This is a genomic window from Aeromonas sp. 604282 (genome assembly GCF_049170575.1).
Lineage (GTDB): Bacteria > Pseudomonadota > Gammaproteobacteria > Enterobacterales > Aeromonadaceae > Aeromonas > Aeromonas veronii_A.
Genome location: NZ_JAAKMV010000007.1, coordinates 62,972 through 88,403, shown reverse-complemented (window position 1 = coordinate 88,403; position 25,432 = coordinate 62,972). Strand labels below are relative to the sequence as shown.

The 25,432-nt window shown below is 60.4% G+C and carries 28 protein-coding genes; 12 read left to right on the top strand and 16 right to left on the bottom strand.

Annotation, left to right across the window (positions count from 1 at the left end):
• Positions 1-8: 8 nt before the first annotated feature.
• Together G5367_RS10415 and glnK are read right to left on the bottom strand one after the other, a co-directional pair.
• Positions 9-1,016 carry a Fe(3+) ABC transporter substrate-binding protein gene (locus G5367_RS10415; protein ID WP_005357960.1) on the bottom strand — a complete coding sequence of 336 codons (1,008 nt, stop codon included), beginning with the start codon at positions 1,014-1,016 and terminating at the stop codon, positions 9-11.
• Positions 1,017-1,274: 258 nt separating this feature from the next.
• Positions 1,275-1,613 (bottom strand): P-II family nitrogen regulator, encoded by a 339-nt coding sequence (gene glnK / locus G5367_RS10410; RefSeq protein ID WP_005341406.1) that lies wholly within the window; start codon positions 1,611-1,613, stop codon positions 1,275-1,277.
• Positions 1,614-1,814: 201 nt separating this feature from the next.
• Here glnK and arfB point away from each other — a divergent pair, with 201 nt between their 5' ends.
• Both arfB and G5367_RS10400 read left to right on the top strand, forming a co-directional pair.
• A complete protein-coding gene (gene arfB, locus G5367_RS10405; RefSeq protein ID WP_021230947.1) occupies positions 1,815-2,231 on the top strand; it encodes an alternative ribosome rescue aminoacyl-tRNA hydrolase ArfB in 417 nt (138 codons plus the stop codon).
• 25 nt (positions 2,232-2,256) lie between these two features.
• Positions 2,257-2,748, top strand: coding sequence for a methylated-DNA--[protein]-cysteine S-methyltransferase (locus tag G5367_RS10400; protein WP_319919514.1), 492 nt, complete (start codon positions 2,257-2,259; stop codon positions 2,746-2,748).
• 360 nt (positions 2,749-3,108) lie between these two features.
• On the opposite strand, the gene G5367_RS10395 is transcribed toward G5367_RS10400, so the two are convergent.
• From G5367_RS10395 to tapT, 4 genes are all read right to left on the bottom strand, one after another.
• Positions 3,109-3,534, bottom strand: a complete 426-nt coding sequence (locus G5367_RS10395; protein ID WP_421244050.1) for a hypothetical protein — start codon at positions 3,532-3,534, stop codon at positions 3,109-3,111.
• 194 nt (positions 3,535-3,728) lie between these two features.
• Complete coding sequence (gene yaaA, locus G5367_RS10390) at positions 3,729-4,502, bottom strand: peroxide stress protein YaaA (RefSeq protein WP_421244051.1); 774 nt, start codon at positions 4,500-4,502, stop codon at positions 3,729-3,731.
• 47 nt (positions 4,503-4,549) lie between these two features.
• Positions 4,550-5,659 (bottom strand): type IVa pilus ATPase TapU, encoded by a 1,110-nt coding sequence (tapU, locus tag G5367_RS10385; RefSeq protein WP_421294312.1) that lies wholly within the window; start codon positions 5,657-5,659, stop codon positions 4,550-4,552.
• A gap of 28 nt (positions 5,660-5,687) precedes the next feature.
• A complete protein-coding gene (gene tapT / locus G5367_RS10380; RefSeq protein WP_005340354.1) occupies positions 5,688-6,722 on the bottom strand; it encodes a type IVa pilus ATPase TapT in 1,035 nt (344 codons plus the stop codon).
• Between the two features lie 39 nt (positions 6,723-6,761).
• On the opposite strand from tapT, the gene G5367_RS10375 reads away from it, so the two are divergent.
• From G5367_RS10375 to G5367_RS10355, 5 genes are all read left to right on the top strand, one after another.
• Entirely contained in the window at positions 6,762-7,463 is a 702-nt protein-coding gene (locus G5367_RS10375) for a YggS family pyridoxal phosphate-dependent enzyme (RefSeq protein WP_100654584.1), read from the top strand.
• Positions 7,464-7,604: 141 nt separating this feature from the next.
• On the top strand, positions 7,605-8,429 hold the full coding sequence (proC, locus tag G5367_RS10370) for a pyrroline-5-carboxylate reductase (protein WP_421244053.1): 825 nt from the start codon (positions 7,605-7,607) through the stop codon (positions 8,427-8,429).
• Between the two features lie 11 nt (positions 8,430-8,440).
• Positions 8,441-8,992 (top strand): YggT family protein, encoded by a 552-nt coding sequence (locus G5367_RS10365; protein WP_421244054.1) that lies wholly within the window; start codon positions 8,441-8,443, stop codon positions 8,990-8,992.
• Positions 8,992-9,294 (top strand): DUF167 family protein YggU, encoded by a 303-nt coding sequence (gene yggU / locus G5367_RS10360; RefSeq protein ID WP_021230942.1) that lies wholly within the window; start codon positions 8,992-8,994, stop codon positions 9,292-9,294. The genes G5367_RS10365 and yggU overlap by 1 nt, the downstream gene beginning before the upstream one ends.
• 43 nt (positions 9,295-9,337) lie before the next feature.
• Positions 9,338-9,757, top strand: a complete 420-nt coding sequence (locus tag G5367_RS10355; protein ID WP_331379216.1) for a DUF4426 domain-containing protein — start codon at positions 9,338-9,340, stop codon at positions 9,755-9,757.
• Positions 9,758-9,858: 101 nt separating this feature from the next.
• Here G5367_RS10355 and G5367_RS10350 read toward each other — a convergent pair whose 3' ends face one another.
• From G5367_RS10350 to G5367_RS10320, 7 genes are all read right to left on the bottom strand, one after another.
• Entirely contained in the window at positions 9,859-11,055 is a 1,197-nt protein-coding gene (locus tag G5367_RS10350) for a NupC/NupG family nucleoside CNT transporter (protein WP_005357935.1), read from the bottom strand.
• 182 nt (positions 11,056-11,237) lie between these two features.
• Positions 11,238-12,173 (bottom strand): LysR family transcriptional regulator, encoded by a 936-nt coding sequence (locus G5367_RS10345; RefSeq protein WP_162515184.1) that lies wholly within the window; start codon positions 12,171-12,173, stop codon positions 11,238-11,240.
• A gap of 82 nt (positions 12,174-12,255) precedes the next feature.
• Positions 12,256-12,792 (bottom strand): glutathione peroxidase, encoded by a 537-nt coding sequence (locus G5367_RS10340; RefSeq protein ID WP_421244055.1) that lies wholly within the window; start codon positions 12,790-12,792, stop codon positions 12,256-12,258.
• A 58-nt stretch (positions 12,793-12,850) separates the two neighbouring features.
• The gene (locus tag G5367_RS10335) at positions 12,851-13,414 is read right to left on the bottom strand and encodes an NnrU family protein (protein WP_421213255.1); all 564 of its coding nucleotides are present in this window, start codon (positions 13,412-13,414) and stop codon (positions 12,851-12,853) included.
• Between the two features lie 232 nt (positions 13,415-13,646).
• Entirely contained in the window at positions 13,647-14,780 is a 1,134-nt protein-coding gene (locus G5367_RS10330) for a glycerate kinase (protein ID WP_421244056.1), read from the bottom strand.
• 9 nt (positions 14,781-14,789) lie between these two features.
• Positions 14,790-16,052 carry a GntP family permease gene (locus tag G5367_RS10325; RefSeq protein ID WP_421244057.1) on the bottom strand — a complete coding sequence of 421 codons (1,263 nt, stop codon included), beginning with the start codon at positions 16,050-16,052 and terminating at the stop codon, positions 14,790-14,792.
• A gap of 118 nt (positions 16,053-16,170) precedes the next feature.
• Entirely contained in the window at positions 16,171-17,286 is a 1,116-nt protein-coding gene (locus G5367_RS10320) for a sugar diacid recognition domain-containing protein (protein WP_421244058.1), read from the bottom strand.
• Between the two features lie 209 nt (positions 17,287-17,495).
• Between G5367_RS10320 and G5367_RS10315 the strand changes: the two genes are divergently transcribed.
• Positions 17,496-17,870, top strand: coding sequence for a YacL family protein (locus G5367_RS10315; RefSeq protein ID WP_031227767.1), 375 nt, complete (start codon positions 17,496-17,498; stop codon positions 17,868-17,870).
• Between the two features lie 53 nt (positions 17,871-17,923).
• Positions 17,924-18,220, top strand: a complete 297-nt coding sequence (locus G5367_RS10310; RefSeq protein ID WP_005340323.1) for a hypothetical protein — start codon at positions 17,924-17,926, stop codon at positions 18,218-18,220.
• A 67-nt stretch (positions 18,221-18,287) separates the two neighbouring features.
• Here the strand turns inward: G5367_RS10310 and G5367_RS10305 are convergent, their stop codons facing one another.
• Positions 18,288-19,025 (bottom strand): substrate-binding periplasmic protein, encoded by a 738-nt coding sequence (locus tag G5367_RS10305; RefSeq protein ID WP_201974995.1) that lies wholly within the window; start codon positions 19,023-19,025, stop codon positions 18,288-18,290.
• Positions 19,026-19,145: 120 nt separating this feature from the next.
• Between G5367_RS10305 and G5367_RS10300 the strand changes: the two genes are divergently transcribed.
• Entirely contained in the window at positions 19,146-19,976 is an 831-nt protein-coding gene (locus tag G5367_RS10300; RefSeq protein ID WP_421244059.1) for a CPBP family intramembrane glutamic endopeptidase, read from the top strand.
• 3 nt (positions 19,977-19,979) lie between these two features.
• On the opposite strand, the gene G5367_RS10295 is transcribed toward G5367_RS10300, so the two are convergent.
• On the bottom strand, positions 19,980-21,209 hold the full coding sequence (locus G5367_RS10295; RefSeq protein ID WP_421244060.1) for a DEAD/DEAH box helicase: 1,230 nt from the start codon (positions 21,207-21,209) through the stop codon (positions 19,980-19,982).
• Positions 21,210-21,353: 144 nt separating this feature from the next.
• Between G5367_RS10295 and G5367_RS10290 the strand changes: the two genes are divergently transcribed.
• Entirely contained in the window at positions 21,354-22,181 is an 828-nt protein-coding gene (locus tag G5367_RS10290; RefSeq protein WP_421244061.1) for an ABC transporter substrate-binding protein, read from the top strand.
• Between the two features lie 61 nt (positions 22,182-22,242).
• Here the strand turns inward: G5367_RS10290 and tpx are convergent, their stop codons facing one another.
• Positions 22,243-22,743: a thiol peroxidase gene (gene tpx / locus G5367_RS10285; RefSeq protein ID WP_421244062.1), complete on the bottom strand. Its 501-nt coding sequence runs from the start codon at positions 22,741-22,743 to the stop codon at positions 22,243-22,245.
• Positions 22,744-22,927: 184 nt separating this feature from the next.
• On the opposite strand from tpx, the gene G5367_RS10280 reads away from it, so the two are divergent.
• A complete protein-coding gene (locus G5367_RS10280; protein WP_421294271.1) occupies positions 22,928-25,393 on the top strand; it encodes a zinc/cadmium/mercury/lead-transporting ATPase in 2,466 nt (821 codons plus the stop codon).
• Positions 25,394-25,432 lie beyond the last annotated feature (39 nt).

The window sequence follows — 25,432 nt, the reverse complement described above, 5'->3', positions numbered from 1 at the left end:
CCATCTGATTACAAATCGAACTTCACTTCATCCAGCAACTGCAAGGCGTCCTTGCGGTGCTTGGCGTAATCGCTGACCGGTAACGCGTCAGACTTGAAACTGCCCCAGGACTTGACCATGGCGGAAGGCTCGACTCCGGCCTTGACCGGATATTCGGCGTTCACATCCGCATACATGTGCTGGGCGGTGTCACCAGCCAGAAACTCCATCAGCTTCTGGGCCTCGGCCTTGTTCTTGGCATACTTGGTCATGGCCACGCCGCTCACGTTGACGTGGGCACCGCGGTCAGCCTGGTTCGGGAAGTTGATATAGACCGCATCCGCCCAGGACTTCTGCGCAGGATCTTTCAACATGGCGCCCAGATAGTAGCTGTTGCCGAGTGACACGTCACAGATACCATCCTTGATCGCCTTGACCTGATCCCGGTCGTTGCCCTGCGGCTTGCGCGCCAGGTTGGCCTTGACCCCTTCCAGCCAAGTTTTGGTCTCGGCCATGCCGTGATGGGCAATCATGGAGGAGACCAGCGCCACATTGTACTCATGCTTGCCGCTGCGGGTGCAGATTTTCCCTTTGAATTCCGGTTTGGCCAGATCTTCGTAGCTGATGGTATCGAGCTTGCCGAGGCGCTCCTTGCTGGAGTAGATGGCGCGAACCCGGGTGGTCAGGGCGAACCAGCGATTCTCCGGATCACGATAGATGGCGGGGATGTTCTCCTGCAGGATCTTGCTGTCTACCGGCTGCACCAGCCCCTTGTCCACCAGATCGGTCAGACGGCTGATATCGACAGTCAGCATCAGGTCGGCCGGAGAGAGCTTGCCTTCCCGCTCCAGACGCTCGTTCAATCCCTCTTTGGCGAACACCACGTTCACCTTGATGCCAGATTCCTTCTCGAACTGCTGGATGATGGGCTTGATAAGCTCATCCTGCCGGTTGGAGTAGACATTCACTTCCCCGGCCGCCAATGCCGACTGAGCTGCCAACGCAGAGAAAGCCAGTGCCAACATCTTCATTTTCATCATCCATTCCTTGATTAGCTATACAGAGTGATAACGATTTCCGTTTGCATTCTGCATACATCTTATAAGCGGATCAAGAAAGCTCGCCGTCGCCACATCACATATTTAATCGCCCATAAATGAAAAGGGCCGGATGGAATCCCATCTGGCCTCTTCTGAGCAAAACGTTGTGTTGATCAGGCTTCAATAAGAGCTCACGCCATCGGGAATTCCCGACATCGGGAGGTCAACAAATCTGTACGTCACGGATGCGGTTCATCACAGCGCCTCGTCGTCACTCTCGCCGGTGCGGATGCGCACCGCTTGCAGCAAGTCGTAGACAAAAATCTTGCCGTCGCCGATCTTGCCGGTATAGGCCGCCTTGCAGATCGCCTCGATCACCCCTTCCACGTTATCATCGGCGGTAGCAATCTCCAGCTTCACCTTCGGCAGGAAGTCGACTTGATACTCGGCTCCCCGGTATAATTCGGTGTGTCCCTTCTGGCGGCCAAATCCCTTGACCTCGGACACGGTCAGCCCTTCCACCCCCAGGTTGGCAATAGCCTCGCGGACATCGTCCAACTTGAACGGTTTGATAATCGCACTAATCAGCTTCATCTGGTTGCTCCCAATCCATGGTGTGTCATGAATCGGGTTTCAATTCTTGTGCCAAGTATTTTTATTGTTTTATTTCATATAGATAGAGTTTAATGCCTGCGCCATTCGTCAGGCACATCCCCATAACCGGCCAGCACGCCCCATAATGAGGCACCATGCTGCAGCGGTCAGCGGGTATGCACCAAACAAGAGCAAAACAGCATGTTAGTTATCTCCAACAGCGTCACGATTCCCTGGCATGAGCTGCAATTTCAGACCATGCGGGCACAGGGCAACGGCGGACAGCACGTCAACAAGACCGACTCCGCCGTCTGGTTGCGCTTCGATTACCGCAACTCTCCCAGCCTGACGCCCCTCTACAAGGAGGGTCTCGACAAGCTGAGCGATAGCCGGGTACACGATGGCTTTATCCTGATCCGGGTCGAGAGCCATCGCAGCCAGGACATGAATCGCAAGGAGGCGATGAGCCGTCTGGTGGAGTTGCTGAAGAAAGCAGCCTGGCGCCCCAAGGCTCGCCATGCCACCAAGCCGACCCGCAGCTCCCAGCGCAAACGGGTCGATGCCAAAAAGCGCAAGGGGGATATCAAGTCCGCCCGCGGCAAACCAGTTCTGGACTGAGCCAACCCCCAAAGGATGTCAGCCGATGAGATACAGTTTTTGCGACAGCGCCCGCGGCCCCCTGCTGGTCGCCATCGATCAGGATGGACTGCGCCACGTGGAGTTCATGCACGGGGAGCGACCAGTCATGCCGCAAGCTGACTGGCAACGGGATGACAAGGCGCTGGCGCCCTATCTTGCCCAGTTCACCGCCTATTTCACCGGAAAGTTGCAGCAGTTCGATCTGCCCATGGCAGCGAAGGGCACCCCGTTTCAGCAAACGGTATGGAACGCTTTGTGCGATATCCCCTATGGCGAGACCGTGAGCTATCTCGAGATTGCCCAGGCGATAGGCAATCCCAAGGCGGTGCGGGCTGTGGGCGCTGCCAATGGGCGCAATCCGCTGAGCATCATAGTGCCCTGCCATCGGGTGATCGGTCGCAGCGGGGAGCTGACCGGCTATGCTGGCGGCATTCCCATCAAGCGCTGGTTGCTGGCACTGGAACAGGCAGGCACAGCATTCGAGCTGGCCCCATGAGACGATGACCGCCCCGGAGAGGAACGGGACAATATCGTGGCCAAAATGAAAAGGCTTTCAGCCAGTAGCCTCGCTTTGCTGACAAGATGAACAGAAAATGAAGAATCGCCTCAGAACTACTTCAGATTGAGCTTGGCATGATGGGTCCATACTTGAATGGCACGGCTCATTCGCTGATTCAAGTAGCACCCATGTGACGCTTCCAATCTGTCTTTTTCCCCGCGCCTCCTCTGAGGCGCTTTTTTTGTGCCGACACAACAGGCCACGACCCAAGCTGAATGGCCTGAACGCCACAAAATCTGCACCAGCCTAAAAACCAAGAGGCGAAGGATCATCCTTCGCCTCTGACGTAACAGCTGGCTAATCGCTCTGGGGCAGGAACTGCAGTTCCGGCGCCGAGGAGGTCAGCACATCGGCGCAATAATCCCAGGTCGAGATGCGATAGTGCTGCAGATCTTCATCCAGATGCAGACCGTCCGACTCCTGATGAAACCAGCTGGCAAAACGGGATGGGGTGATGAGCTGGATCTGCTCTTCGATGGCATGACTATCCTTCCCCTCGGCCAGATCGCAATCTTCGATAACCCGCAGGGCGTAGATATGGCGAAAATAGACCCGGCAGAGGATTTGCGGGGGCAGATCGATGCTGCGTGCCCGCCCCAGCATGATGGTCAGAGAGTCGCTCCAGAGATCCTGATGCAGCTCGGCCACAACCAGACCGGGCGGTAGCTGGCGGGACGGAGCCCAAGGGACGGCAACCTGCCGAATGGCATTTTTCTGTTCCATATTCACCTCACAACGACTCGCTCCCTGTCTTGAGTCTATCTGAACCACATAGTCCCGGCGAAGGCAATCGATGGACAATAAAAACGGCAATAAAAAAGCCGACGTATCAAACGTCGGCGAATAAAAAGTGCTTACAACAGAGGATTCACATATTCAGACCCACGGGTCGAAAGATTGGTTCCCTCTTTTTGTAATTAATTTTCGGCGCGTTTAAACATCAGGGTATTGGCGTCCGACTCTCCCGGCACGAAGTAGTAGCCCTCGGCGTTGAAACCGGTCAGCTGCTCCACCTCGGTCAGACGGTACTTGATGATGTGGCGAGCCATCATGCCGCGCGCCTTCTTGGCGTAGAAGCTGATGATCTTGAACTGGCCGTTCTTCTCATCCTTGAACACCGGTGTGACAATCCGCCCTTTCAGGCTCTTGGGCCGTACCGACTTGAAATACTCGTCGGAGGCCAGATTGATCAGCACTTCATCCCCCTGCGCAGCCAGCGCGTCGTTGAGATGGTGAGTGATCACCTCCCCCCAGAACTGGTAAAGATCCTTGCCGCGACTATTGTCGAGTTTGGTCCCCATCTCCAGCCGATAGGGCATCATCAGATCGAGGGGGCGAAGCACGCCGTAGAGGCCGGAGAGCATCCGCAGGTGTGCCTGAGCGAAGTCAAAATCGGCCTCGCTGAAATCCTCTACCGCCAAACCGGTGTAGACATCCCCCTTGAAAGCCAGCAGTGCCTGACGGGCGTTGGCGGTGGTGAAATCTGGCTGCCACTCGGCAAACCGGGCGGCATTGAGACCGGCCAGCTTGTCGCTGATCTTCATCAGTGTGGCGATCTGGTCCGGGCTCAGTTGGCGGGCCCGGCTAATCAGTTCGGCGGAGTGATCCAGCAGCTCGGGTTGGGTGAAACGGGGTGTCACCACCGGTGACTCGTAATCCAGCGTCTTGGCCGGGGAAACCACAATCAGCATAACGTTCCTTTATGGCAAGGGGCCGAACGGCAGAGCGGCCCCATGATTCATTCATCCAGCGTCACATTGTCCAGCGTGCCGGTACCGAGCCGCTCGCGACCGGAGAGCTTGATCAGCAGTCGCAGGTCGTTGGCCGAGTCGGCGTGGGCGAGTGCCTCACTGTAGCCAATCTGGCCGGCGCAGAACAGGCTGAAAAGCGCCTGATCGAAGGTCTGCATACCCAGCTCGGTGGACTTGGTCATCACCTCCTTGAGGCGATGCATCTCTCCCTTGCGAATAATGTCGGTGATGAGCGGGGTATTGAGCAGTATCTCGAACGCGGCGCAGCGCCGCTTGCCATCCATACTCGGCACCAGCTGCTGGGCGACGATGGCCTTGAGGTTGAAAGAGAGATCGAACAGGAATTGGCGGTGTTTCTCTTGCGGCACCAGATGGAGGATACGATCCAGCGCCTGGTTGGCATTGTTGGCATGCAAAGTGGCGAGACAAAGGTGTCCCGTCTCGGCAAACTGCAGGGCAAACTCCATGGTCTCCTGACTTCGGATTTCGCCGATCAGGATCACGTCTGGCGCCTGACGCAGCGAGCTTTTTAGCGCTACATCGAACGACTCGGTGTCGATCCCCACCTCTCGCTGGGTCACCAGACTGCGACCATGCTGATGAACGAACTCCACCGGGTCTTCCACCGTCAGAATGTGACCATCGGCATGCTGGTTGCGATAGCCGATCATCGCCGCCTGGGTAGTCGATTTGCCCGCCCCGGTGGCGCCGACAAACAGCACCAGTCCCCGCTTGGCCATCGCCACCTCTTGCAGGATCTTGGGTAGCTGCAGATCTTCAAAGGTGGGAATGCGGGTCTCGATACGCCGCACCACCATGCCGGGCAGCTCCTGCTGCCAGAAGGCACTGACCCGAAAACGGCCAAGCGCTTCGCGATAGATCGCGTAGTTGGCCTCCTTGGTGCGGACATAGCGCTCGAAGTGATCGCTGCTGAGGGTATCCCTGACCAGCGTCAGCGCCCCTTTCTTGTCGAGCGCGTCTCCCCCCAGCGACACCAGATGGCCATTTACCTTGAGAATGGGCGGCGATCCCACCGTCACAAACAGATCCGATCCCTTTCGCTCGACCAGCTGGCTCAGCAGATCATCCAGATTCATCATTTATCCCTCCCTGGGTACAAGTCGCTTAAATGCTGTTGGGATCAACGGCCTTGGCCTTGGCATCGAGGGATGCCACCACGCCACGACTCACCAGCTGCTTGAGGCTCTGATCCATGGTCTGCATGCCGTGGGTCATCCCGGTCTGGATCACCGAGTAAAGCTGGGCAATCTTGTCCTCCCGAATGAGGTTACGCACCGCCGGAATGCCCATCATGATCTCGTGAGCTGCCACCCGACCGCCACCAATGCGCTTGAGCAGGGTCTGGGAGATAACCGCCCGCAGGGATTCGGAGAGCATGGAGCGTACCATGTCCTTCTCCGCGCCGGGGAAGACGTCGATGATACGGTCGATGGTCTTGGCCGCCGACGAGGTGTGCAGGGTGCCAAACACCAGGTGCCCGGTTTCGGCGGCAGTCATGGCCAGACGAATGGTCTCAAGGTCGCGCATCTCGCCCACCAGAATGATGTCCGGGTCTTCCCGCAGGGCCGAGCGCAGGGCGTTGCTGAAGCTCTTGGTATCACGGTGTACTTCCCGCTGGTTCACCAAGCAGCGCTTGTTCTCGTGGACGAATTCGATGGGGTCCTCGATGGTGAGGATGTGGTGATGGAAGTTCTCGTTGATGTAGTTGACCATGGCCGCCAGGGTGGTCGATTTACCCGAACCGGTCGGGCCGGTCACCAGTACCAGACCCCGCGGGAACTCGGCGATCTTGCGGAAGATCTCCGGCGCATCGAGATCCTCGAGGCTCAGCACAGTGCTGGGGATAGTACGAAATACCGCGCCCGAGCCGCGCGCCTGCTGGAAGGCGTTGACCCGGAAACGGGCCAGATTGGGCACCTCGAACGAGAAATCGACCTCGAAGTTCTCCTCCAGCTCCTTGCGCTGATGGTCGTTCATGATGTCGTAAATGAGGGCATGCACTTCCCGGTGTTCCAGGGCGGGCAAATTGATCTTGCGAACCTCACCATCAACCCTGATCATCGGGGGAACCCCGGCCGAGAGGTGTAGATCCGAGGCTTTATGCTTTACACTGAAAGCCAATAACTCTGTGATATCCATAGACTTGTCATTCTCCCATCACAAGATCACTAACGAAATATGAACCAGATTGCCCAGCACCTGTTTCAGGTAAAGGAACGTATTGCCCAGGCCGCCGAACGGGCTAGCCGCAACCTGCAGCAGATCCGCCTGCTGGCCGTGAGCAAGACCAAGCCGGTCGAGGCCATCATGGCCGCCCATGCCGCAGGTCAGCGCTGCTTTGGCGAATCCTACGCTCAGGAAGCAGCGGCCAAGATCGATACCTTGCGCCAGCAGCCGGAATATAGCGACATAGAGTGGCACTTTATCGGCCCTTTGCAATCGAACAAATCCAAACTGGTCGCCGAACGGTTCGACTGGGTGCAGAGCGTGGATCGGGACAAGCTGATCGACCGCCTCAACAACCAGCGCCCAACTACAATGGCACCGCTAAATGTTTGTCTGCAAATCAATATTAGCGGAGAGAGCAGCAAATCCGGAACGTCGGAACAAGAGATTTTCCGCCTTGCCGAGCAGGTCTCTCAAAGTGAGCGACTGGTGCTGCGGGGACTGATGGCCATTCCAGAGCACACCAGTGACGAGCGCGTACTGGCCGCCCAAATGACCCGCATGCAGACTCTGTTCACCGAGCTTGCGCGACAATACCCCACGGTGGATACCCTCTCGATGGGCATGACCGAGGATCTTGAACTGGCGATCGCCCACGGCAGCACCATGGTGCGGGTCGGCACCGCCATCTTCGGCGCCCGTGACTACTCATAGGCAAGGCCAGCGGATAACCCATACGTCCGCCTCTTGCCCGACTTCATCAACAGGAGCGTTTGATGGAACACCGAATTCTGGCGTCAGGTGGTGCAGGCAGCGCCAACCTCGCCGCGACCCCATATGCTACAGGAGCATCTGATGCAGCATAGAACGCTGGCCTTTATCGGCGCGGGCAACATGAGCCGCAGCATCATCGCCGGACTGGTCAAGTCGGGTTATCCCGCCGGGCAGATCACTGCTGCCAACCCCAGTCTGCCCAAGCTGGAGGCGCTGGCGAGCGACTACGGCATTCGCATCACCCAGAGTAATGCCGAGGCGGCCCGAGACGCCGAAGTGATCGTGCTGGCAGTCAAGCCGCAGCTGATGGCCGGCATGCTGGCAGCACTGGTTGAAGAGCTGGGCTCCCTTGAGGGCAAGCTGCTCATCTCCATCGCGGCCGGTATCAAGGTGGCGCGCCTTGGCGAGATGGCCGGTGGCCACGACCGCATCATCCGCACCATGCCCAATACCCCGGCCCTGCTGGGTCTGGGCATGACCGGTCTCTATGCACCCGAACATATTGCCGCCGCGGATCGCGACTTTGCCGAGCAGATGATGCAGGCGGTCGGCAAGACCCTCTGGGTGGAGCAGGAATCTGGCATCAACGGCGTCATCGCCGCGGCAGGCAGTGCTCCGGCCTACTTCTTCCTCTTTATGCAGGCGATAGCCGAAGAGGCCGAAGCGATGGGTTTCTCGCCCGATCAGGCACGCCTGCTGGTGCAGCAGACCGCGCTGGGCGCAGCCGCCATGGTGGAGCAGAACCCCGAGCTGGCGCTGCAAACCCTGCGTGAGCAGGTCACCAGCAAGGGCGGCACCACAGCCGAAGCCATCAAGACATTCCAGCAGCAGGGGCTGATGCCGCTGACTGCGCAAGCCATGCAGGCGGCCGTTGCTCGCGCCACCGAAATGGAAACCCTCTTCTAACAGGAGCCCAGATGAACACTGCTTACTTTCTGATTAACACCGTTTTCGATCTCTACCTGATGGTGATCCTGCTGCGCGTCTGGCTGCAGTGGGCCCGCGCCGACTTCTACAACCCGATGAGCCAGATGGTGGTCAAGCTAACCAATCCGCTGGTGATCCCGCTGCGCCGGGTGATCCCGGGCTTGGGCGGCATCGATCTCGCCTCCGTGGTGCTGGCGCTGGCCATCGCCTTCGCCAAGCTGGTCCTGCTCAAGAGCATGAACGTACTGCTGGCGGACTGGCTCAGCATCAGCCTGTTTGCCGCGCTGACCGTGCTGAAGAAAGCGGGCTCGATGATCTTCTGGGTACTGCTGATCCGCGCCATCCTGAGCTGGGTCAGCCAGGGCCGCAACCCCATCGAATACGTGATGCATCAGCTGACCGAACCATTCCTCGCCCCTATCCGCCGCGTACTGCCGGCACTGGGCGGACTGGATCTCTCGGTGCTGGTCGCCTTTATCGGCCTGCAAGCCATCAACTACCTGCTGGGTGACCTGTTCGGCCAGCTGTGGTGGATGATTTGATGCCAGCCGTCCTGCAACAAGGGGATGAACTGGTACTGCATCTGGTGATCCAGCCCAAGGCGAGTCGGGATCAGATCATCGGATTGCATGGCGAAGAGCTGAAAGTGGCCATCACGGCGCCGCCCGTCGATGGCCAGGCCAACAGCCATCTGATCAAGTTTCTGGCCAAGCAGTTCAAAGTGGCCAAGGGCCAGGTAACCATAGTGCGGGGCGAGCTGGGGCGACACAAAACCGTTGCCATAGACAGCCCCAAACAGTTGCCGCAAGAAGTGAGTGCACTGCTGAATGACACGCAAGGCTGAATGCATCGGCCTGCGCCAACCGTAGATATGAGAGGGATGACAGATGAAAACAGCCTGGATGAGTGGCCTGCTGGCACTGCTGATGACCCTGCCGCTCAAGGCAGAACAGATGAAGGAGCTGGGGCCCTGGTTGGTGCACTACAACGCCTTCAACTCCAGCTTCCTCACACCAGAGGTCGCCAAGGCGTATGGACTTGAGCGCAGCCGCTACAACGCCATCATCAATATCGCGGTACAGGACAAGCAGAAAGTGGCGCAAGCCGTGGGGATCACCGGTGAGGCCAAGAACCTGACCGGTACCATCCGCCCCCTGAACTTTCAGGAGGTAAAAGAGGGCGACGCCATCTACTATCTGGCGACCCTCCCCTACCGCAACGAAGATACCTATCAGTTCACCCTCAAGATCATGGGCGGTGGGCAGCAACAGAACCTCAGCTTCCAGCAGACCTTCTACGTCGACTGAGCACCAACAAGAAGCCCCGACCAAAGCCGGGGCTTCATTTTATCCATATTACAAGGGCGCCATCAGGGCGCCCTTGTTACATCTATTCCGTACCGCCGCGGTTACAGGGCGAGGAACAGACCGGCCAGACAGGCGCTCATCAGGTTCGCCAGCACGCCGGAGAGAATGGCGCGCATGCCGTAACGGGCGATGAAGGATTTGCGCTCCGGCACCATGGAGCCCAGACCGCCGATCAGGATCGCCATGGAGGAGATGTTGGCAAAGCCGCACAGGGCGAAGGTCACGATGGCCTTGCTCGACTCGCTCAGGGTCTGATCCTGCACCAGACCGATAAAGGCGACGAACTCGTTGACCACGATCTTGGTACCGATCAGAGCGCCAGCAGCTTGTGCCTGATCCCAGGGCACACCGATCAGCCAGGAGACGGGGGCAAACAGCCAGCCCAGAATGATCTGGAAGCTCAGATCCAGCCCTACCAGACCGCCAGCCCAGCCGAGCAGGCCATTGAGCATGGCGATCACACCAACGAAGGCCAGCAGGGTGGCACCGACCGCCACCGCAATATTGAGGCCAGACATGGCACCATCGGCCGCCGCTTCAATCACGTTGGTGGCGCGGGGGATCTCTACATCCTGATGGTGATCGACCTCTTCAGCTCCCGGCGGCACCAGGATTTTGGCCATCGCCAGACCGGCAGGGGCCGACATGAAGGCTGCCGCGATCAGGTATTTCAGCTCAACCCCGAGGCTGGCATAACCCACCAGGGTGCCACCGGCGACGGAGGCGAGACCACAGCTCATCACAGCGAAGAACTGGGAATCGGACATCTTGGAGAGGTAGGGTTTGACCACCAGCGGCGCTTCCACCATGCCGACGAAGATGTTGGCAGTGGCGGAGAGGCTCTCGGCACGGCCGGTGCCCAGCAATTTCTGCAAGCCACCACCCAGCAGGGCGATCACCCGCGGCATGATGCCGATGTGGTAGAGGATGGCGATCACCGCAGAGAAGAAGATGATGACCGGCAACACGTTGAAGGCAAAGATGAAGCCCAGCTTGAACTTGGCCAGATCACCGAACAGGAAGGCGATCCCCTCCTGACCATAACCGATCACGCTGCTTACGCTCTCGCTGACCCCGTTCAGCACGTGCTGACCGGCAGGCAACCAGAGCACCAGACCGGCAAACATGACTTGCAGACAGAGGGCAAGACCAACTGTTCGCAACGGGATACGACGACGATTATCAGAGCAGATGACGGCAAGCGCCAGGATACTCAGGATGCCGAGCAGGGCAATCATAGGGACTCCATCAGGTGGGGCAAAAGATGGGCGCGGATTCTGCGCCTCTCCCCCCGTCACTGCAAGTCCGCTTGGTTACAACCCTGTTAGAAAAAACGTTTGCACGATATCGGTTGCGCCAACTGGCTGATTTGGTTCAATTTTAGTATCAGGAGAAATCGAGAGTTCTTATATGGAAACAATTATTCCTCACTGCCGGACAATTTCCCCCCGAGCCAGGGGGCAAGTCGCTGCTCCCAATAGGGTTCGGGGCCAAAGCGGGCCTTGAGGAAATCGATGAAGAGGCGGATCTTGGGATCCAGATGTTCGCGCCGGGCATAAACGGCGTGTACCGCCATCTGCTGGTTCGGTCGCCACCCTGGCAGCACAGGGATCAGCTTGCCGCTCTGTAACTCCTTGTCCAGCAAGTAGTTGGCAATATAGGCGATACCGAGCCCGGCCAGTGCAGCATCCCGCACCGCCTCCGCCATATCCACCCGATAGTTGCCCGCCACCTGCACCGTCTGGCGCTCCTTGCCCTGGCGAAACGACCACTGGTGATAGCGCCGCTCCCGACTCTGGTAAGTGATGCAGTTGTGCTGGGCCAGATCCTTGGGATGGAGCGGCGTGCCGTGGCTCAGCAGGTAATCCGGCGAAGCCGCCACCACGAAGCCAATGTCGGCCAGCCGCTGTCCCACCAGCCCTTCCGGCTTGTCCTCATAGGTGGTGAGCCAAAGATCCAGCCCCTCATCTACCAGATTGGTTCTATGGTCGAACAGCGAGACTTCCAGCTCCAGCTCGGGATAGCGATCCTGAAACGCCTTGAGATGAGGAATGACGTGCAAGCGGCCGAAGGATTGGCCCACCCCGAGATGGAGCACACCGCTCACCTTGCCGCGCCGCTCGGCGATCATGGAGTCAGCCTCCTGCGCCACCGCCACCAGCGCATGACAGTGACGGGCATACTCCTGACCCAGCTCGGTCAGGACGAAGCGCCTGGTGGTGCGCTGTACCAACTGGGCGCCAAGGGTGGTCTCCAGCAGCGCCAGCTGCTTGCTGATATGGGATTTGGAGACCCCGAGACGACGGGCAGCGGCAGAGATCCCCTGCTCGCGCACCAGCGCATCGAAAATCACCATTTGAGGAAGACGTTGCAGCACAAGATAACCGGATTGAGTGGCGGGAGCCCATTATTCCAGAGCCGCCCGCCAAGGGGTAGGGTCAGAGCCCCAGCGCCCGGGTGATCTGCAGTTTGAGGGGGTCGTCAGCCGGATTCTGGTTGGCACCGTAGCTGGCGATCAGCTTGCCATCGCGCCCCACCAGATACTTGTGGAAGTTCCAGTTCGGCTCATCTCCGTCAGCGGCCGCCGCCAGCCCCTTGAACAGTGGTACAGCATCGGAGCCCCGCACCGCCACTCGATTGAACATCGGGAAGGTGACGCCATAGTCGCGGCGACACACCTCGGCGGTCTTGTTCTCGTTGCCCGCCTCCTGCCAGAAATCGTTGGAGGGGAAACCGAGAATAATCAGCCCTTTATCCTTGTAGCTCTGGTAGAGCTTCTCCAGATCGCGGAACTGGCCGCTGTAGCCGCAGTAGGAGGCGGTATTGACCACCAGCACCACCTTGCCCTCGGTCAGCTGACAGAGGTTGTGGCGCTGGGCATTGTTGAGCTCCCGCATCTCCACATTGAAATAATCGGGGCACGCCGCAGAGGCCGCGCTGGCCCCCAATAACAGCAACAGAGTGAACCATTTCATCGCCAAGACTCCTTTTGTTTTGTCCATCATACGCGGTTACCAGAGCCGCAGTTCACTCTCAATGCAGGGGAATGCCGGTCAGCCAGCCGTGGCCCCAGAACACCAGCAGCGCGGTGGCAGCCAGGCCCGCCCCAACGCTGATGCCGGTGCCCGTCCAGTTGGCCTCGGGGCGCGGATATTTCTGCCAGTCCCGCACCGAAATCCAGACCATGCTCACCAGCGCCCACAGCCCGATGCCGCCAAACAGCACCAAGGATCGCGCCTCGCTGTTGACCAGCAGATGGGCCACCGCCCAGAGCAGGGTTCCGAGCAGTTGGGGATGCACCAGCCAACGGCGCAGATGGTTGGGCCCCTGGCCGGAGAAGAATAGGATCAGCGCAAAGGGCATCATCACCGTCATGGTCATCGGCCCCCAATCCGGCAGGAAATAGAGCGGCAACGAGCTGGCCGAGCGCCAACCGGCAATGATGCAGGCGATGGCGACAAACACCAGCAGGGAGAAGAGCCCCTTGTAGCGATTCTCACCCAGCCGCTCGCGCAGTCTCGCCCGATGGGCCACCGCAAAACAGGGGTAGAGATGGATCAGGGTAAACAGCGCAACCCCCAGGGTCAGCAGTAACATGAGTCTCTCCTTGTACTTGGTACGACCACTATGCCGTAAAGGGAGATGTGCGCCTATCAAAACCGCGCTGACCCATGGAGTCAAAAGTGTGGCAAGACAAAGAAGCAGAAAGAAAAGAGCCGATCACGATGGATCGGCAAATAAGTGCCAGGGCAGTCAGACATCTCGCGGGATAGGAGATGCCCCAAACGGGGATATTGAGTGGCCGATGGGGCGCATCGGCCGAACCGGATCAGCCCTTGAGCTGATAGAGCGCCGCTACGTTGCGCGCAGTGAGTTGAATGTTGGTGCTGGCGCTCTCCAGCGCCTCCGGCAGAGACATGGCGCGGTTGACCACGGCGAATACCGCGTCCAGCCCGTGATCATGTACCACACCGCAATCGTCGGTCAGGCAACCGGAGATACCGATCACCGGCTTGCCGAACTGCTTGGCGCAACGTGCGACACCGATTGGCGTCTTGCCGTGAATGGTCTGGCTGTCGATGCGCCCTTCGCCGGTGATGACCAGATCCGCATCGGCCACTTCCTCGGCCAGTTTCAGGGCTTCGATGACGATCTGGATTCCGGGCTTGAGCTCGGCACCAAGCAGACCGACCAGCGCGGCACCCATGCCACCGGCGGCACCCGCCCCCGGAATATCCTTCACCTGCTTGCCAAGGGCCTGCTCAATGCAATCGGCATAACGGGAGAGGTTGGCATCGAGCTGCGCCACCATCTCGGGGGTCGCCCCCTTTTGCGGGCCAAACACCGCAGAGGCGCCTTTCGGGCCGCACAGCGGGTTGTTCACATCGCACGCTACCTCGATAACCAGCTCACCCAGACGCGGATCCAGATCGCCAAGATCGATGGTCGCGAGTTCGGCAAGACCGGCGCCACCCAGCTCGATGGCAGAGCAATCGGCTTTGAGCAACTTGCCGCCGAGCGCCTGGATCATGCCGGCACCGCCGTCATTGGTGGCGCTGCCGCCGATACCGAGAATAAGGTGCTTCACCCCCATCTCCAGCGCGGCCAGGATCAGCTCGCCGGTGCCGAAGCTGGAGGTGAGCAGCGGATTGCGCTGCTCGGGCGCCACCAGATGGATGCCGGAGGCGGCAGCCATCTCGATGACGGCGCGCTCGCCATCACCCAGCAGGCCGACGAAGCCCTGCACCTTGTTGCCAAGGGGCGCGGTCACTTCTACCGGCAGGATCCGGCCACCGGTGGCATCGACCAGCGATTGCACAGTGCCCTCACCGCCATCGGCCATCGGCAATTTGACGTAGGTGGCGTTCGGCAACACCTGTTTGAAACCGGCCTCGATGGCATCAGCCACCGCCATGGCGCTCAGGCTCTCCTTGAATGAATCGGGGGCAATAACAATTTTCATATCAATTCCTTAGGCGAGGCCAAACACGCCAAACATCAGGGTGGAGACAGTGGCAATAGTCAGACCGACTGCAGTTTCGTAAGGGATAAGTTTCAGGCGCTCACCCACGCCCATGTGGACGCTGCCACCGGTGGCATGGAAGAAGGAGCCGTGGGGCATGTGGTCAAACACGGTGGCACCGGCATGGATCATCGCCGCTCCGGCCAAACTGCTGATCCCCAGTTCAATCAGTGTGGAGCTGAATACGTTGGAGGCCACCACGGTACCGGCGGTGGTCGAGGCGGTCGCCAGCGACATCAGGGCACCGGAGATAGGCGCCAGCAGGTAAGAAGGCAGACCGGAGGCGGTCAGGCCGCTGATCAGCACATCTTTCAGGCCGGAGTTGGCGATGATGCCCGCCAGGGTACCGGTACCCAGCAGCATGATGGCGACCGGCGCCATGCGGGCGAGGCCGGAGACCGCAAACTGGTTCACCTTGCTGAATTTACCCATCATCAGGGCACCAACCAGACCACCGAGGGGCAGTGCAATCAGCGGATCCACCACGATACCGGCGACCGGCCGCAGGGCCAGCAGCAGGATGGCGACCAGCGGCGCGCTGATGGCGGCGGCAAAGCCCGGCAACTTGGCACCGGCAAAGCTCACCACCTCGTCGGCAGCAACCTTGCTGCCCTTGTTGTTCAGCCGCTTGGCCAGCCAGTAGGCCATCACCAGACCGAACAGACCCGGGATGATACCCGCCGCCATCACAGAGGTGAGAGGAAGATGGAAAGCATCAGCCGCGGCAATAGCGTTAGGGTTGGGGGACATGACGTTACCCGCCTTGCCGCCGCCGATCATCGCCAGCAGGATGGCCGCCTTGGAGAGGTCGGCACGGCGGGCGATGGCCAGCGCGATGGGGGCGACCGTGATAACGGCTACGTCCACGAATACGCCGACCGCAGTCAGGATCAGAGTCGCCAGCGCCAGCGCCAGCAGGGCGCGGGTTTCACCGAGTTTCTTGACGATGGTCTCGGCGATAGTGGTGGCCGCGCCCGATTCGATCAGTACGCCCGCCAGTACACCGGCCGCCAGGATCCGCATCACAGCTGTGGTGATCCCCTGGGCACCGCCGATCATCAGGGCAACGCTCTGGGTCAGATCGGCACCGCCAATCAGGCCACCGGCCAGGGCACCCACGATCATGCCGTAAGCGGGCGGCACCTTCTTCAAAATGAGGATGATGGCGATGGAGAGCGCCGCGATGGCGCCAAGGGCTGTAACCGGGATCATGACGGACACCTTCAATGGGAGTGAATGGCCGCCATTATGGAGATCTGCAATCAGAATGCTTTGGCTTACAAACCAAAAATTTCGTCATTTAAAAGTGGTTTTTTGTCCAACTTCACAATCACAAGTCGAGATTAAGGCCGAGATAGAGCAAAAATTTGTCGTCTAACTTGTTGAAATTCAACCCGGTTATCTGCGCTATCCGCCCCAGCCGATAGCGCAGGGTATTTGGGTGAATGAACAGCGCTTCGGCACAGCGATGCAGATCACAATCCTGCAAGAAATAATGGCGCAGGGTCTTCTGCAGCACCCCCTTGCCATCTTCCCGGGCCAGTTTCTGCAGCGGTGTGCGCAGCTGATCCGCCTGCCAAGAGTCCGCCAGACTGCCCAGCAGCACTGGCAAACGGTAGTCCTCAAAGAAGTAGACCTGTTTGCGCGGCGCCTGCCGCAGGCCACGGCGCAGGGTATCTCGCGCCGTCTGATAAGAGCGCGCCAGCCCGTCGATCCCGGCGAAGTAATCGCCCACCGCGATATGCACCTTGAAGTGGGGAATGCGAGCCAGCAACTGCTTGATCCGGCTGCGCTCCTGCGCCGATTGCCAGACGCCCTCACTCAACTGCGCCGGTTTGAGCACCACTATCTCGTCGAGCCCGTTGATGGCGACCAGATTGTCCCGCTCCGGGTTCTCCAGCTGATGAACCAGCTCCCGCAGACGCGCCGGATCCGCCTCCTCCAGGGCCAGCACGGCCACCACCCTAGGCTGGGCCAAATCCAGTCCGAGAAAACGGGCCGCCTGCAGCAATTGATCGACTCGCCCCTCACCACGAATGAGCTGCAACACCAGCTCCTCCTTGTGGCGCTTGTCCCACTGCAACTGCTCGGTGAGCGCCGCCTGCTCCAGGATCAGCTCTGCCGTCATTCGCACCAGCTCGGCGTAAGCACGAACTTCCTCCGGATCGCCAGAGATACCGATCACCCCGATCAGCTCCCCCTGATAGGAGATGGGCAAATTGATGCCGGGTCGCACCCCTTTGAGCTGCAAGGCAGTCGCTTCGCCGATCTCCACCACCCGGTTTTCTGTCAATGCCAGCACGGCCCCTTCGTGACGCTGATGGATCCGCTCCGGATTGCCGGACGCAATGATGAGGCCATGTTCGTCCATCACATTGACCGAGAACGACAGGATCTTCATCGCCCGTGCGACGATCTGGCGGGCAAGGTTATCGTTTAGTTGCATAACATCTCCGGACAAAGGGCTGATCTGGCTACGTCACCACGAGGCGATGCAGGGCACATGGGCGCAAAGATGCCACATCATCAAGACAAGCGAGAGGGGGATCGCTAGAATAGGCCACTTTACCCGATGTGTGCCCCGCCATGGAGCAGGAATTGCGTGCTTGCACCCGCCTGCCCGTGATGGCCCATCCCTCCGATCTGGACTGTGCTATGGATTATGAATTTCGCCGCGACCCGTTTGGTGGCTATCGCGCCCGGTTCTCCATGGGCCATGAAGCCATCGGTCAGTGGCTGATCGACGAGGTTGGCAAGGATGAGGAGAAGCTCGACGAGCTCTTCTCCATCATTGATCAGCTCTCCAACCGCACCCGAGTCGAATACCGGCTCAACGGCGGTGATTACTCCCTGCTGCTGACCCATGAAGAGGCGGAGGTGAAAGCCAACGCCCTCAATATCGAGCTGGGTGAGGATCTTGACGATCTCGCCTACTACGATGATGAACAGCTGGCCATGTGCGGGCTGGAAGATTTTGCCCAGGTGCTCGGCTCCTGGCGCGCCTTTATCCGTAACGAGGATATGGGCTGATTGACCCAATGTCGGGCAAATGTGCCCTTTTGCCTAACTCAACAGGATTGACTATGTCTATTTACGATTTTGATGACGAACTGCCGGAAGACGAAGAACAGGAATCCACCAAGAAAGCGGCGGCACCTGCCAAGAAGAAAGGCAAGCAGGTGATGAACACTCAGGTCAACCTGAGCCCGCGCGATGCCAGCCGTCTGAACGGCATGCACGTTGAAGCGATCGCCACGCTGGACGACGTCAGCCTGCCGAAGAACGTCATCTTCAAGGCTGGCCTGATCGCCCTGGGCGAACTGGAAGCCAGCAAGCGCGCCGATATCATCGCCCGCGTGATCGCCGAATCAGGCCGCTAATCGCCCCTGAAGGCATAAAGAAAGCCGGAGCCACTGCTCCGGCTTTTTGTTTTCCGGCCGTGCACTCTCAACGGCAATCGATCCCCTTTCCGGCTCGGGAAACCAGTTGGTCATAGCGACCATCGGCACGGGCGGCAGCCAGGGCATGATTGAAGCGCTCAAGCAGGTTGGCGGCCTCCGGGTACTGCCGTGAAATGATCAGGTAAAAGGTGTCGCTCTGACGAAAGTGGGGCAATGCCTGCAGATGGCAGGGGTCGCCAAACAGTTGGCGGCTGGCATCCCGGGTCACCGTCTCGTTCATCGGCAGCAGGTCGATCCGTTTGCGATCCAGCAGTTGCAGACACTGTGCCAGGGTCTTGGGGCGCTGCAGATCCAGCCCGAAACGCTTGATCACCCCGTCGGCATGGCTGGTGCTCCACCCCAGCGGAATGCAGACTCGCAACCCTTGCCAGCGGCCAGCCTGAATGGCCTCGCTCCCCCGATAGGTGAACCAGGAGAGGCGATCTATATGAATGGGAGCGCTGTAGTGGAAGAGCTTGGCCCGCTCGGCAGTCCAGGCGTAGGGGAAGGTGGCCGCAACCAACCCATTGCGGGTCAACTGATAGCCGCGGGGCCAGGGCAGGTAGTCGACCTGGATCTCCCGATACCCGGCCTCTTGCAGCAGGGTCGTCACCAGCCGGGTGCTCTCGCCGCCTTCAGGCAGGGCCTTGCCGGTATAGGGGGTGAACTCACCGGTCACCAGCAGCAAGGGTGCCGCCTGCAGCCAGACACACCAACAACACAACAACCACAGACAGTGCTTCATCAGCTGCTCTCCCTTTACCCTGTTGATGAGTATAGAGAAGGGATCCGACCACCTCCTGCGCGGTTGTCCTGCTGACGCCCTCTTGTTAAGGTTGCCGCCTGCCTCGATCAAGGAGATCCAATGTTACCCCTCCCCGACTCATTTATCTGGGGCGCGCTGGCGCTGGCCGTGCTGCTTGCCCTCTTCCGCCAACGTCTTCCCGCGTTTGCCCTGCTGGGACTCTCCCTGCTGCTGGCACTGTGGCTTGACCGAATGACGCTACCCGCTCTGCTGGTCTCGGTCGCAGGATTACTGCTGGCGTGGCGTACGCCAACCCTCCCCGCCCGCCGGGCGATGGCGGCCAGAGTGGTGCTGATCCTCTGGGCGATTGCGCTGACCCTGCACCTGATCCCCGGCTTCAACAATCTCAAGGTGCTGGATCAGGCGCTGGCAGGCCCCGCCAGCGTGCCGTTCAACATGTATCTGAACCTCGACAAACCGCTGCTGCTCTTTGGCTTGCTGCTGGCCTGCCCGATGCTGCTGGGCAAGGGGGGCGCAATCCGCTGGCGCCCGCTGGCGCTGTTGCTGCTGCCGCTGGGTGCTCTGCTGGTCATCGCCTGGCAGTTGGGGGCACTGAAACCGGAAGTGGGTCTGCCCCACTGGTGGTGGCTGTTTGCACTCAACAATCTGCTGTTCACCTGCGTGGCGGAAGAGGCGCTGTTTCGCGGCGCGATCCAGCAGGCGCTGACCGAACGTTACCGCCCCTGGATTGGCATCATCGTGGCTGCGCTACTGTTCGGAGCCATCCACCTGCCCGGTGGCCCACTGCTGGCGCTGTTTGCGACCCTGGCAGGCTGCTGCTACGGCCTGGCATTCCAGCTCAGCGGGCGACTCTCCGTGGCCATCCTGATCCACTTCGCCTTCAACTTCGCCCATCTGGCGCTCTTCACCTACCCGCTGGCCCGAGCCTGACGCTCAACTACGCGGCGTCTTGCCTTTGAACTGCTTGACGCTGCGTTTGGCCTGGGTACGGCGATTGGCCTGCTTGTCACGAGGGGGGCGTTTGCCCTCCCCGCTGGCAGGCTGGTCGGTGACCGGGAATCCCGCCAGATCGCCCAACGGCAGCTCGCGGCCGGTCAGGGTGCGGATAGCTTGCAGCATGTCACTCTCGCCATGGCAGACCAGCGAAATGGCCAACCCCTCGCGGCCAGCCCGGGCGGTACGACCGAGGCGGTGTACATAGACAGGGGCGCTGGCGGGCAAGTCCAGATTGATCACCACCGGCAGCGCCTCCACATGGATGCCGCGCGCCATCAGGTCGGTGGCCACCAGCACCCGAATTTTGCCCTCTTTGAAATCGCCGAGCGCCTGCTCGCGCACCGCCTGCTCCTTCTCGCCATGAAGGGCGGCCACCGCAATGCCCGCCTTTGCCAGCTTTCTGGCAACCCCGTCGGCATCATCCCGCACACTGATAAAGACCAGCACCTGCGGCCACGCCTGCTCCTTGAGCAAGCTGATAAGCGCCGGTACCTTGCTGCTCTTGTTGACCAGATAGAGCCGCTCTTCGATCTCGTTCACCACGCTGTTGAGGGGGTTGGCCTCGATACGGGTTGGCTCGCGCAGCAGGCCGTTGGCCAGCGCCTCCAGCTCGGCAGGCAAGGTGGCGGAGAAGAGCAGGGTCTGGCGATCCGCCGGAATAAAGCCGAGCAGCGCCTTGATGTCGGGAGCAAAGCCCATCTCCAGCAAGCGATCCGCTTCATCCAGCACCAGCAGTTGCAAACCATCCAGCCCCAACAGTTGCTGGGTCAGCAGATCCCGCAGCCGCCCCGGCGTCGCCACCAGCAGCTGTGGCCCCAGCGCTAGCTCGGCCTGTTGCCGCTCCTGCGCAACGCCACCACACAACGTCACGATGCGCAACCCCAGCGCCTCGGCGCCCTCTTTTAGCGCGGCAGTGACCTGAATCGCCAGCTCGCGGGTTGGCACCAGCACCAGACCCTGCACCTGGCTGGAGGCAGGATCCAGCCGTTGCAGCAGCGGCAAGCCAAACGCCAGCGTCTTGCCGCTGCCGGTCTGGGCCAGCGCCAGCAGATCCTGCCCCGCCAGCGCCGCCGGAATGGCCAGCTGCTGGATGCGGGTCGGCGTCTGCAAGGTGGCGGGCAAAGAGGCAAGCAGAGCGGGATGGAGGGCAAGTTCGCTAAAGGTCATGGCGCTACGTCAACAAAGAAGTGGGAGGCGAAGTCTAGTGAGCGGGGGCCGAGAAGTAAAACCCTATCCATGATGGCCTGGCCGAGGGGCGCTGGCGACGGTCTGACTACACTTTAGCTGACCCATCACCAAGAGAGACACGTCATGACCAGACACATCCCCCTTCTGCTGCTCGTGGTCACCCTGCTCGGCAGCGCGACTCTCGGCCTGTCGCAGACTCCGGAAAACGACGCCCCCCCCGAGCCGTCTAAACCTGTGCGCATCCTCAATGCCCACCTTGGCGAGCTGCCTGGGCTGATCAATGCCGACAAGACAGGCCCCTTTGTCGACCTGGTGCACGCCATCGATGATCTCTACCCCGATGTGACCATCAAGATCACCATCTACCCCATCGCCCGTGCCATGGCTGGGGTGATCTCCGGCAAGGCTGATCTGGGGCTGCCCGCCATCCGCAACCTCAAGGATATCGATATGCTGGCTTATCGCTTCAGCACCCGCAGTTTTGGCAAAGTTGCCCATGTGATTTACAGCAATACCGCCTATCCGGTCACCACAGATATGGCCTACGGCATAGTGCCCACCAAACGGGATCTGCTGATCGAGGCCGTTCCCGACTATATGCCCTTCCCGGTGCAGCGATCGATGAGTATCGAACAGTCACTGCGCAAGCTCTCACGCGGCCGTATCGACGCCTTTGTCTGGGCACAAGAGGAGGCCGACCTGATGCTGAAACATCTGGGGCTGACCAATGTTCGCCGGGAATTCTTCGGTGATTTCGAAGATGTCTTCATCATCCAGAAGGGGGAGGCGGGTGACGAGATGGACGAATTTCTCCGCAACGCCATCGACCAACTGGCAGCCAGCGGCAAACTGGCCGAGATCTACAATAAGATCCACCGTCCCTATGTGGAGTGGCAACCATCTCCTCCCGCCAAGACGGAGCCAGCGTCCATCCAGCCCGCAACGCCCTGAGCAGGCAATTTCCCCATAAAAAAATCCCGCCGAAGCGGGATTTTTTTTATGGCTTGCAGCCTTACAGCACAGCCAGCGCCGCGGCGTAGTTCGGCTCATCGGCCACTTCGGCGACCAGCTCGCTGTGCAGCACCTTGTTGTCACCATCCAGCACCACGATGGCGCGAGCGGTCAGCCCGACCAGCGGGCCGGAGGAGAAGGCAACACCGTAATCTTCCATGAAGACCGCACCGCGCAGGGTGGAGAGGGTCACCACCTTGTCCAGCCCTTCGGCGCCGCAAAAGCGGGACTGGGCGAACGGCAGATCGGCGGAGATGCACAGAACAACGGTGTTATCCAGCGCGCTGGCCTGCTCGTTGAACTTGCGCACAGAGGTCGCGCAGGTCGGTGTATCGACGCTCGGGAAGATGTTCAGGATTTTGCGCTGACCGGCAAAGCTTGCCAGGGTCACGTCGGAGAGATCCTTGGCCACCAGGGAGAAGGGCTTGGCTTGCTCACCGGCGACCGGGAAGTGACCAGCGACGGAAACCGGGTTGCCTTGCAGAGTGACTGAGTTGCTCATGTGTTATGTCCTTTATTGGTGTAGTAAAAATCTGTGCCCCAGTATAAGCCTGTCACGTCCTCACAAACACCCGACAACATCAGGGGAATAAAAGGGGTTGACCTTGGACTTAACACCAAGGTTTAGACTTCCCCTCAGTAATCAGGGATCTCGCAGGGGCGGGATCCATCAAGAGGGACTCATCATGAGCAAATCCTGCTGCAATCATCAGTATGTCGCCCCCATCAAGGCCGTCAGCAAGGCGACCACCGGCCAGAGTGAACATCACCACAATAGCCACTGCTGCGACAACACCACTCCCGTCAGTGGCTGCTCAACCCCGACGCCTAATGAGCACCCATCCCGTGACGGTAATGGATCACCCGGGGATGAAGAGCCTCCCCGAGGAAGTTGCCACACTCAAACGTGCTGCAGCGCCCCCTTATCGCCGGCTCACGATCATGAGCATGAAGATGAATATCAGCACGATATGCCACCAGCCGACCCGCTGGTGGCGCCAGAACAAAGCAACAGTCGCCACAGCTGGCAGGTGCTGGGGATGGATTGCCCCAGCTGCGCCCGCAAGATAGAGACAGCCGTCAGCCGGGTGAGCGGCGTGCAGCAGGCACGCGTGCTGTTTGCCACCGAGAAGCTGGTGGTGGATCTGGCCCCAGGCCTCTCCCCCGACCCCGTCACCGCCGCTGTGCTGGCCGCCGGTTTCCAGCTCAAGGGGGAAAGTGCTGGCAAGCAGGCAGCTGGCCGCGAGCAAGCGTCACAACCGACCCTGCTAGGCAACCTGTTCGGCAAGGAGCCCAGTCACTTTTTGGGCAAATATTGGCAGCCACTGTCACTGGCCGGCCTGATGCTGGTCGCCGCCCTGCTGCCGAAAGAGCTCGGTCAGCCACTCTTTACCCTGGCGACCCTCTGGGGGCTGTGGCCTATCTCCCGCAAGGCGTGGGCGCTGACCAAAAGCGGCTCCCCCTTCGCCATCGAGACCTTGATGACGGTGGCCGCCGTGGGCGCCCTGTTTCTCGGCGAGACCGCCGAAGCGGCCATGGTGCTGCTGCTCTTTATGCTGGGTGAACATCTGGAGGCCTACGCCGCCGGACGCGCCCGTGCCGGGGTCACAGCCCTGATGGCGCTGGTGCCTGACAAGGCGCTGCGGATCCGTACCACTGCCGAGGGCGAGGTGCGGGAAGAGGTAGCTGCCGATGAGCTGCATCCCGGCGATATCATCGAAATCGCCCCGGGTGCCCGTCTACCTGCCGACGCCCGCCTGCTCAATGAGCTCGGTGCGTTTGACGAAAGCGCCCTGACCGGTGAATCCATTCCGGTGGAACGTCGCCAGGGGGACAAGGTGCCGGCCGGTAGTCTGGCTGCCGATCGGGTGCTGCACCTTGAGGTGGTGTCCGAACCCGGCAACAACGCCATCGACCGCATTCTGCACCTCATCGAGGAGGCCGAAAGCCAGCGCGCCCCCATCGAGCGCTTTATTGACCGCTTCAGCCGCTGGTATACCCCGGCCATGATGCTGGTTGCCCTGCTGGTGGTGCTGGTGCCGCCCCTTGCCTTTGGCCAGAGCTGGGACGAGTGGATCTATCGCGGACTGGCGCTGCTGCTGATCGGCTGCCCCTGCGCGCTGGTCATCTCCACCCCGGCAGCGGTTACCTCGGCGCTGGCTGCGGCAACCCGTCAGGGGGCCCTGATCAAGGGTGGTGCCGCGCTGGAGCGATTGGCCCATATCGATACCGTCGCCTTTGACAAGACCGGCACTCTGACCCTGGGCAAGCCGCAACTGACCGAGCTGGTCAGCCTCAATGGCCAACCGGAGGCCGAGTTGCTGGCACTGGCGGCTGCCATCGAGCAGGGCTCCCACCACCCGCTGGCCCGCGCCGTGGTCGCCAACGCGACCGAACAGGGACTCTCGCTGGCGGAGGCTCGCGACCTGCGTGCCCTGCCGGGCATGGGGGTTGAGGGACGCATCAACGGTGAACTGTGGCAACTTCTGGCACCGAGCCGGGTGGCGACCCTGAATGTGGAACAGCAAATCCGGATTGCTTCGCTGGAGCGGCAGGGCAAGACCGTTGTGGTGCTCTGCCAGAGCGTCGGCGACCAGGCTCTGCCGGCCGCCCTGCTGGCCCTGCGCGACCAGATCCGGCCGGAAGCTGCTGCGGCACTGCAAGAGCTCAACCAGCTCGGTCTGCAGAGCATCATGCTGACCGGCGACAACCCCCGCGCCGCCGAGGCCATCGCCGGTGAGCTCGGCATGGGCTGGCGTGCCGGCCTGCTGCCGGAGGGCAAGGTCGATGAGATCGCCAAGCTCGGTCTGACGCAAAAGGTCGCAATGATCGGCGATGGCATCAACGATGCCCCCGCCATGAAGCGGGCCAGTATCGGCATCGCCATGGGGGGCGGCACCGACGTGGCGCTGGAGACTGCCGATGCGGCGCTGACCCACAACCAGCTCGGTGGCATCGCCGCGATGATCCGGCTGTCGCGGGCGGCACTGGCCAATATTCACCAGAATATCGCGCTGGCACTGGGACTGAAGGCCATCTTCCTGGTCACCAGCCTGCTCGGCATCACCGGCCTGTGGATTGCGGTGCTGGCCGATACCGGCGCCACCGCGCTGGTGACTGCCAACGCCTTGCGTCTGCTACGCAAGCGCTAATCCCGCACAGCCAGACATCATGAAATAACCAATGCCGCC

Bases quoted from the DNA above. Each gene is read 5' to 3' on its own strand.
- G5367_RS10415 (WP_005357960.1), bottom strand. From the start codon at position 1,016: ATGAAAATGAAGATGTTGGCACTGGCTTTCTCTGCGTTGGCAGCTCAG.
- glnK (WP_005341406.1), bottom strand. From the start codon at position 1,613: ATGAAGCTGATTAGTGCGATTATCAAACCGTTCAAGTTGGACGATGTC.
- arfB (WP_021230947.1), top strand. From the start codon at position 1,815: ATGTTAGTTATCTCCAACAGCGTCACGATTCCCTGGCATGAGCTGCAA.
- G5367_RS10400 (WP_319919514.1), top strand. From the start codon at position 2,257: ATGAGATACAGTTTTTGCGACAGCGCCCGCGGCCCCCTGCTGGTCGCC.
- G5367_RS10395 (WP_421244050.1), bottom strand. From the start codon at position 3,534: ATGGAACAGAAAAATGCCATTCGGCAGGTTGCCGTCCCTTGGGCTCCG.
- yaaA (WP_421244051.1), bottom strand. From the start codon at position 4,502: ATGCTGATTGTGGTTTCCCCGGCCAAGACGCTGGATTACGAGTCACCG.
- tapU (WP_421294312.1), bottom strand. From the start codon at position 5,659: ATGAATCTGGATGATCTGCTGAGCCAGCTGGTCGAGCGAAAGGGATCG.
- tapT (WP_005340354.1), bottom strand. From the start codon at position 6,722: ATGGATATCACAGAGTTATTGGCTTTCAGTGTAAAGCATAAAGCCTCG.
- G5367_RS10375 (WP_100654584.1), top strand. From the start codon at position 6,762: ATGAACCAGATTGCCCAGCACCTGTTTCAGGTAAAGGAACGTATTGCC.
- proC (WP_421244053.1), top strand. From the start codon at position 7,605: ATGCAGCATAGAACGCTGGCCTTTATCGGCGCGGGCAACATGAGCCGC.
- G5367_RS10365 (WP_421244054.1), top strand. From the start codon at position 8,441: ATGAACACTGCTTACTTTCTGATTAACACCGTTTTCGATCTCTACCTG.
- yggU (WP_021230942.1), top strand. From the start codon at position 8,992: ATGCCAGCCGTCCTGCAACAAGGGGATGAACTGGTACTGCATCTGGTG.
- G5367_RS10355 (WP_331379216.1), top strand. From the start codon at position 9,338: ATGAAAACAGCCTGGATGAGTGGCCTGCTGGCACTGCTGATGACCCTG.
- G5367_RS10350 (WP_005357935.1), bottom strand. From the start codon at position 11,055: ATGATTGCCCTGCTCGGCATCCTGAGTATCCTGGCGCTTGCCGTCATC.
- G5367_RS10345 (WP_162515184.1), bottom strand. From the start codon at position 12,173: ATGGTGATTTTCGATGCGCTGGTGCGCGAGCAGGGGATCTCTGCCGCT.
- G5367_RS10340 (WP_421244055.1), bottom strand. From the start codon at position 12,792: ATGAAATGGTTCACTCTGTTGCTGTTATTGGGGGCCAGCGCGGCCTCT.
- G5367_RS10335 (WP_421213255.1), bottom strand. From the start codon at position 13,414: ATGTTACTGCTGACCCTGGGGGTTGCGCTGTTTACCCTGATCCATCTC.
- G5367_RS10330 (WP_421244056.1), bottom strand. From the start codon at position 14,780: ATGAAAATTGTTATTGCCCCCGATTCATTCAAGGAGAGCCTGAGCGCC.
- G5367_RS10325 (WP_421244057.1), bottom strand. From the start codon at position 16,052: ATGATCCCGGTTACAGCCCTTGGCGCCATCGCGGCGCTCTCCATCGCC.
- G5367_RS10320 (WP_421244058.1), bottom strand. From the start codon at position 17,286: ATGCAACTAAACGATAACCTTGCCCGCCAGATCGTCGCACGGGCGATG.
- G5367_RS10315 (WP_031227767.1), top strand. From the start codon at position 17,496: ATGGATTATGAATTTCGCCGCGACCCGTTTGGTGGCTATCGCGCCCGG.
- G5367_RS10310 (WP_005340323.1), top strand. From the start codon at position 17,924: ATGTCTATTTACGATTTTGATGACGAACTGCCGGAAGACGAAGAACAG.
- G5367_RS10305 (WP_201974995.1), bottom strand. From the start codon at position 19,025: ATGAAGCACTGTCTGTGGTTGTTGTGTTGTTGGTGTGTCTGGCTGCAG.
- G5367_RS10300 (WP_421244059.1), top strand. From the start codon at position 19,146: ATGTTACCCCTCCCCGACTCATTTATCTGGGGCGCGCTGGCGCTGGCC.
- G5367_RS10295 (WP_421244060.1), bottom strand. From the start codon at position 21,209: ATGACCTTTAGCGAACTTGCCCTCCATCCCGCTCTGCTTGCCTCTTTG.
- G5367_RS10290 (WP_421244061.1), top strand. From the start codon at position 21,354: ATGACCAGACACATCCCCCTTCTGCTGCTCGTGGTCACCCTGCTCGGC.
- tpx (WP_421244062.1), bottom strand. From the start codon at position 22,743: ATGAGCAACTCAGTCACTCTGCAAGGCAACCCGGTTTCCGTCGCTGGT.
- G5367_RS10280 (WP_421294271.1), top strand. From the start codon at position 22,928: ATGAGCAAATCCTGCTGCAATCATCAGTATGTCGCCCCCATCAAGGCC.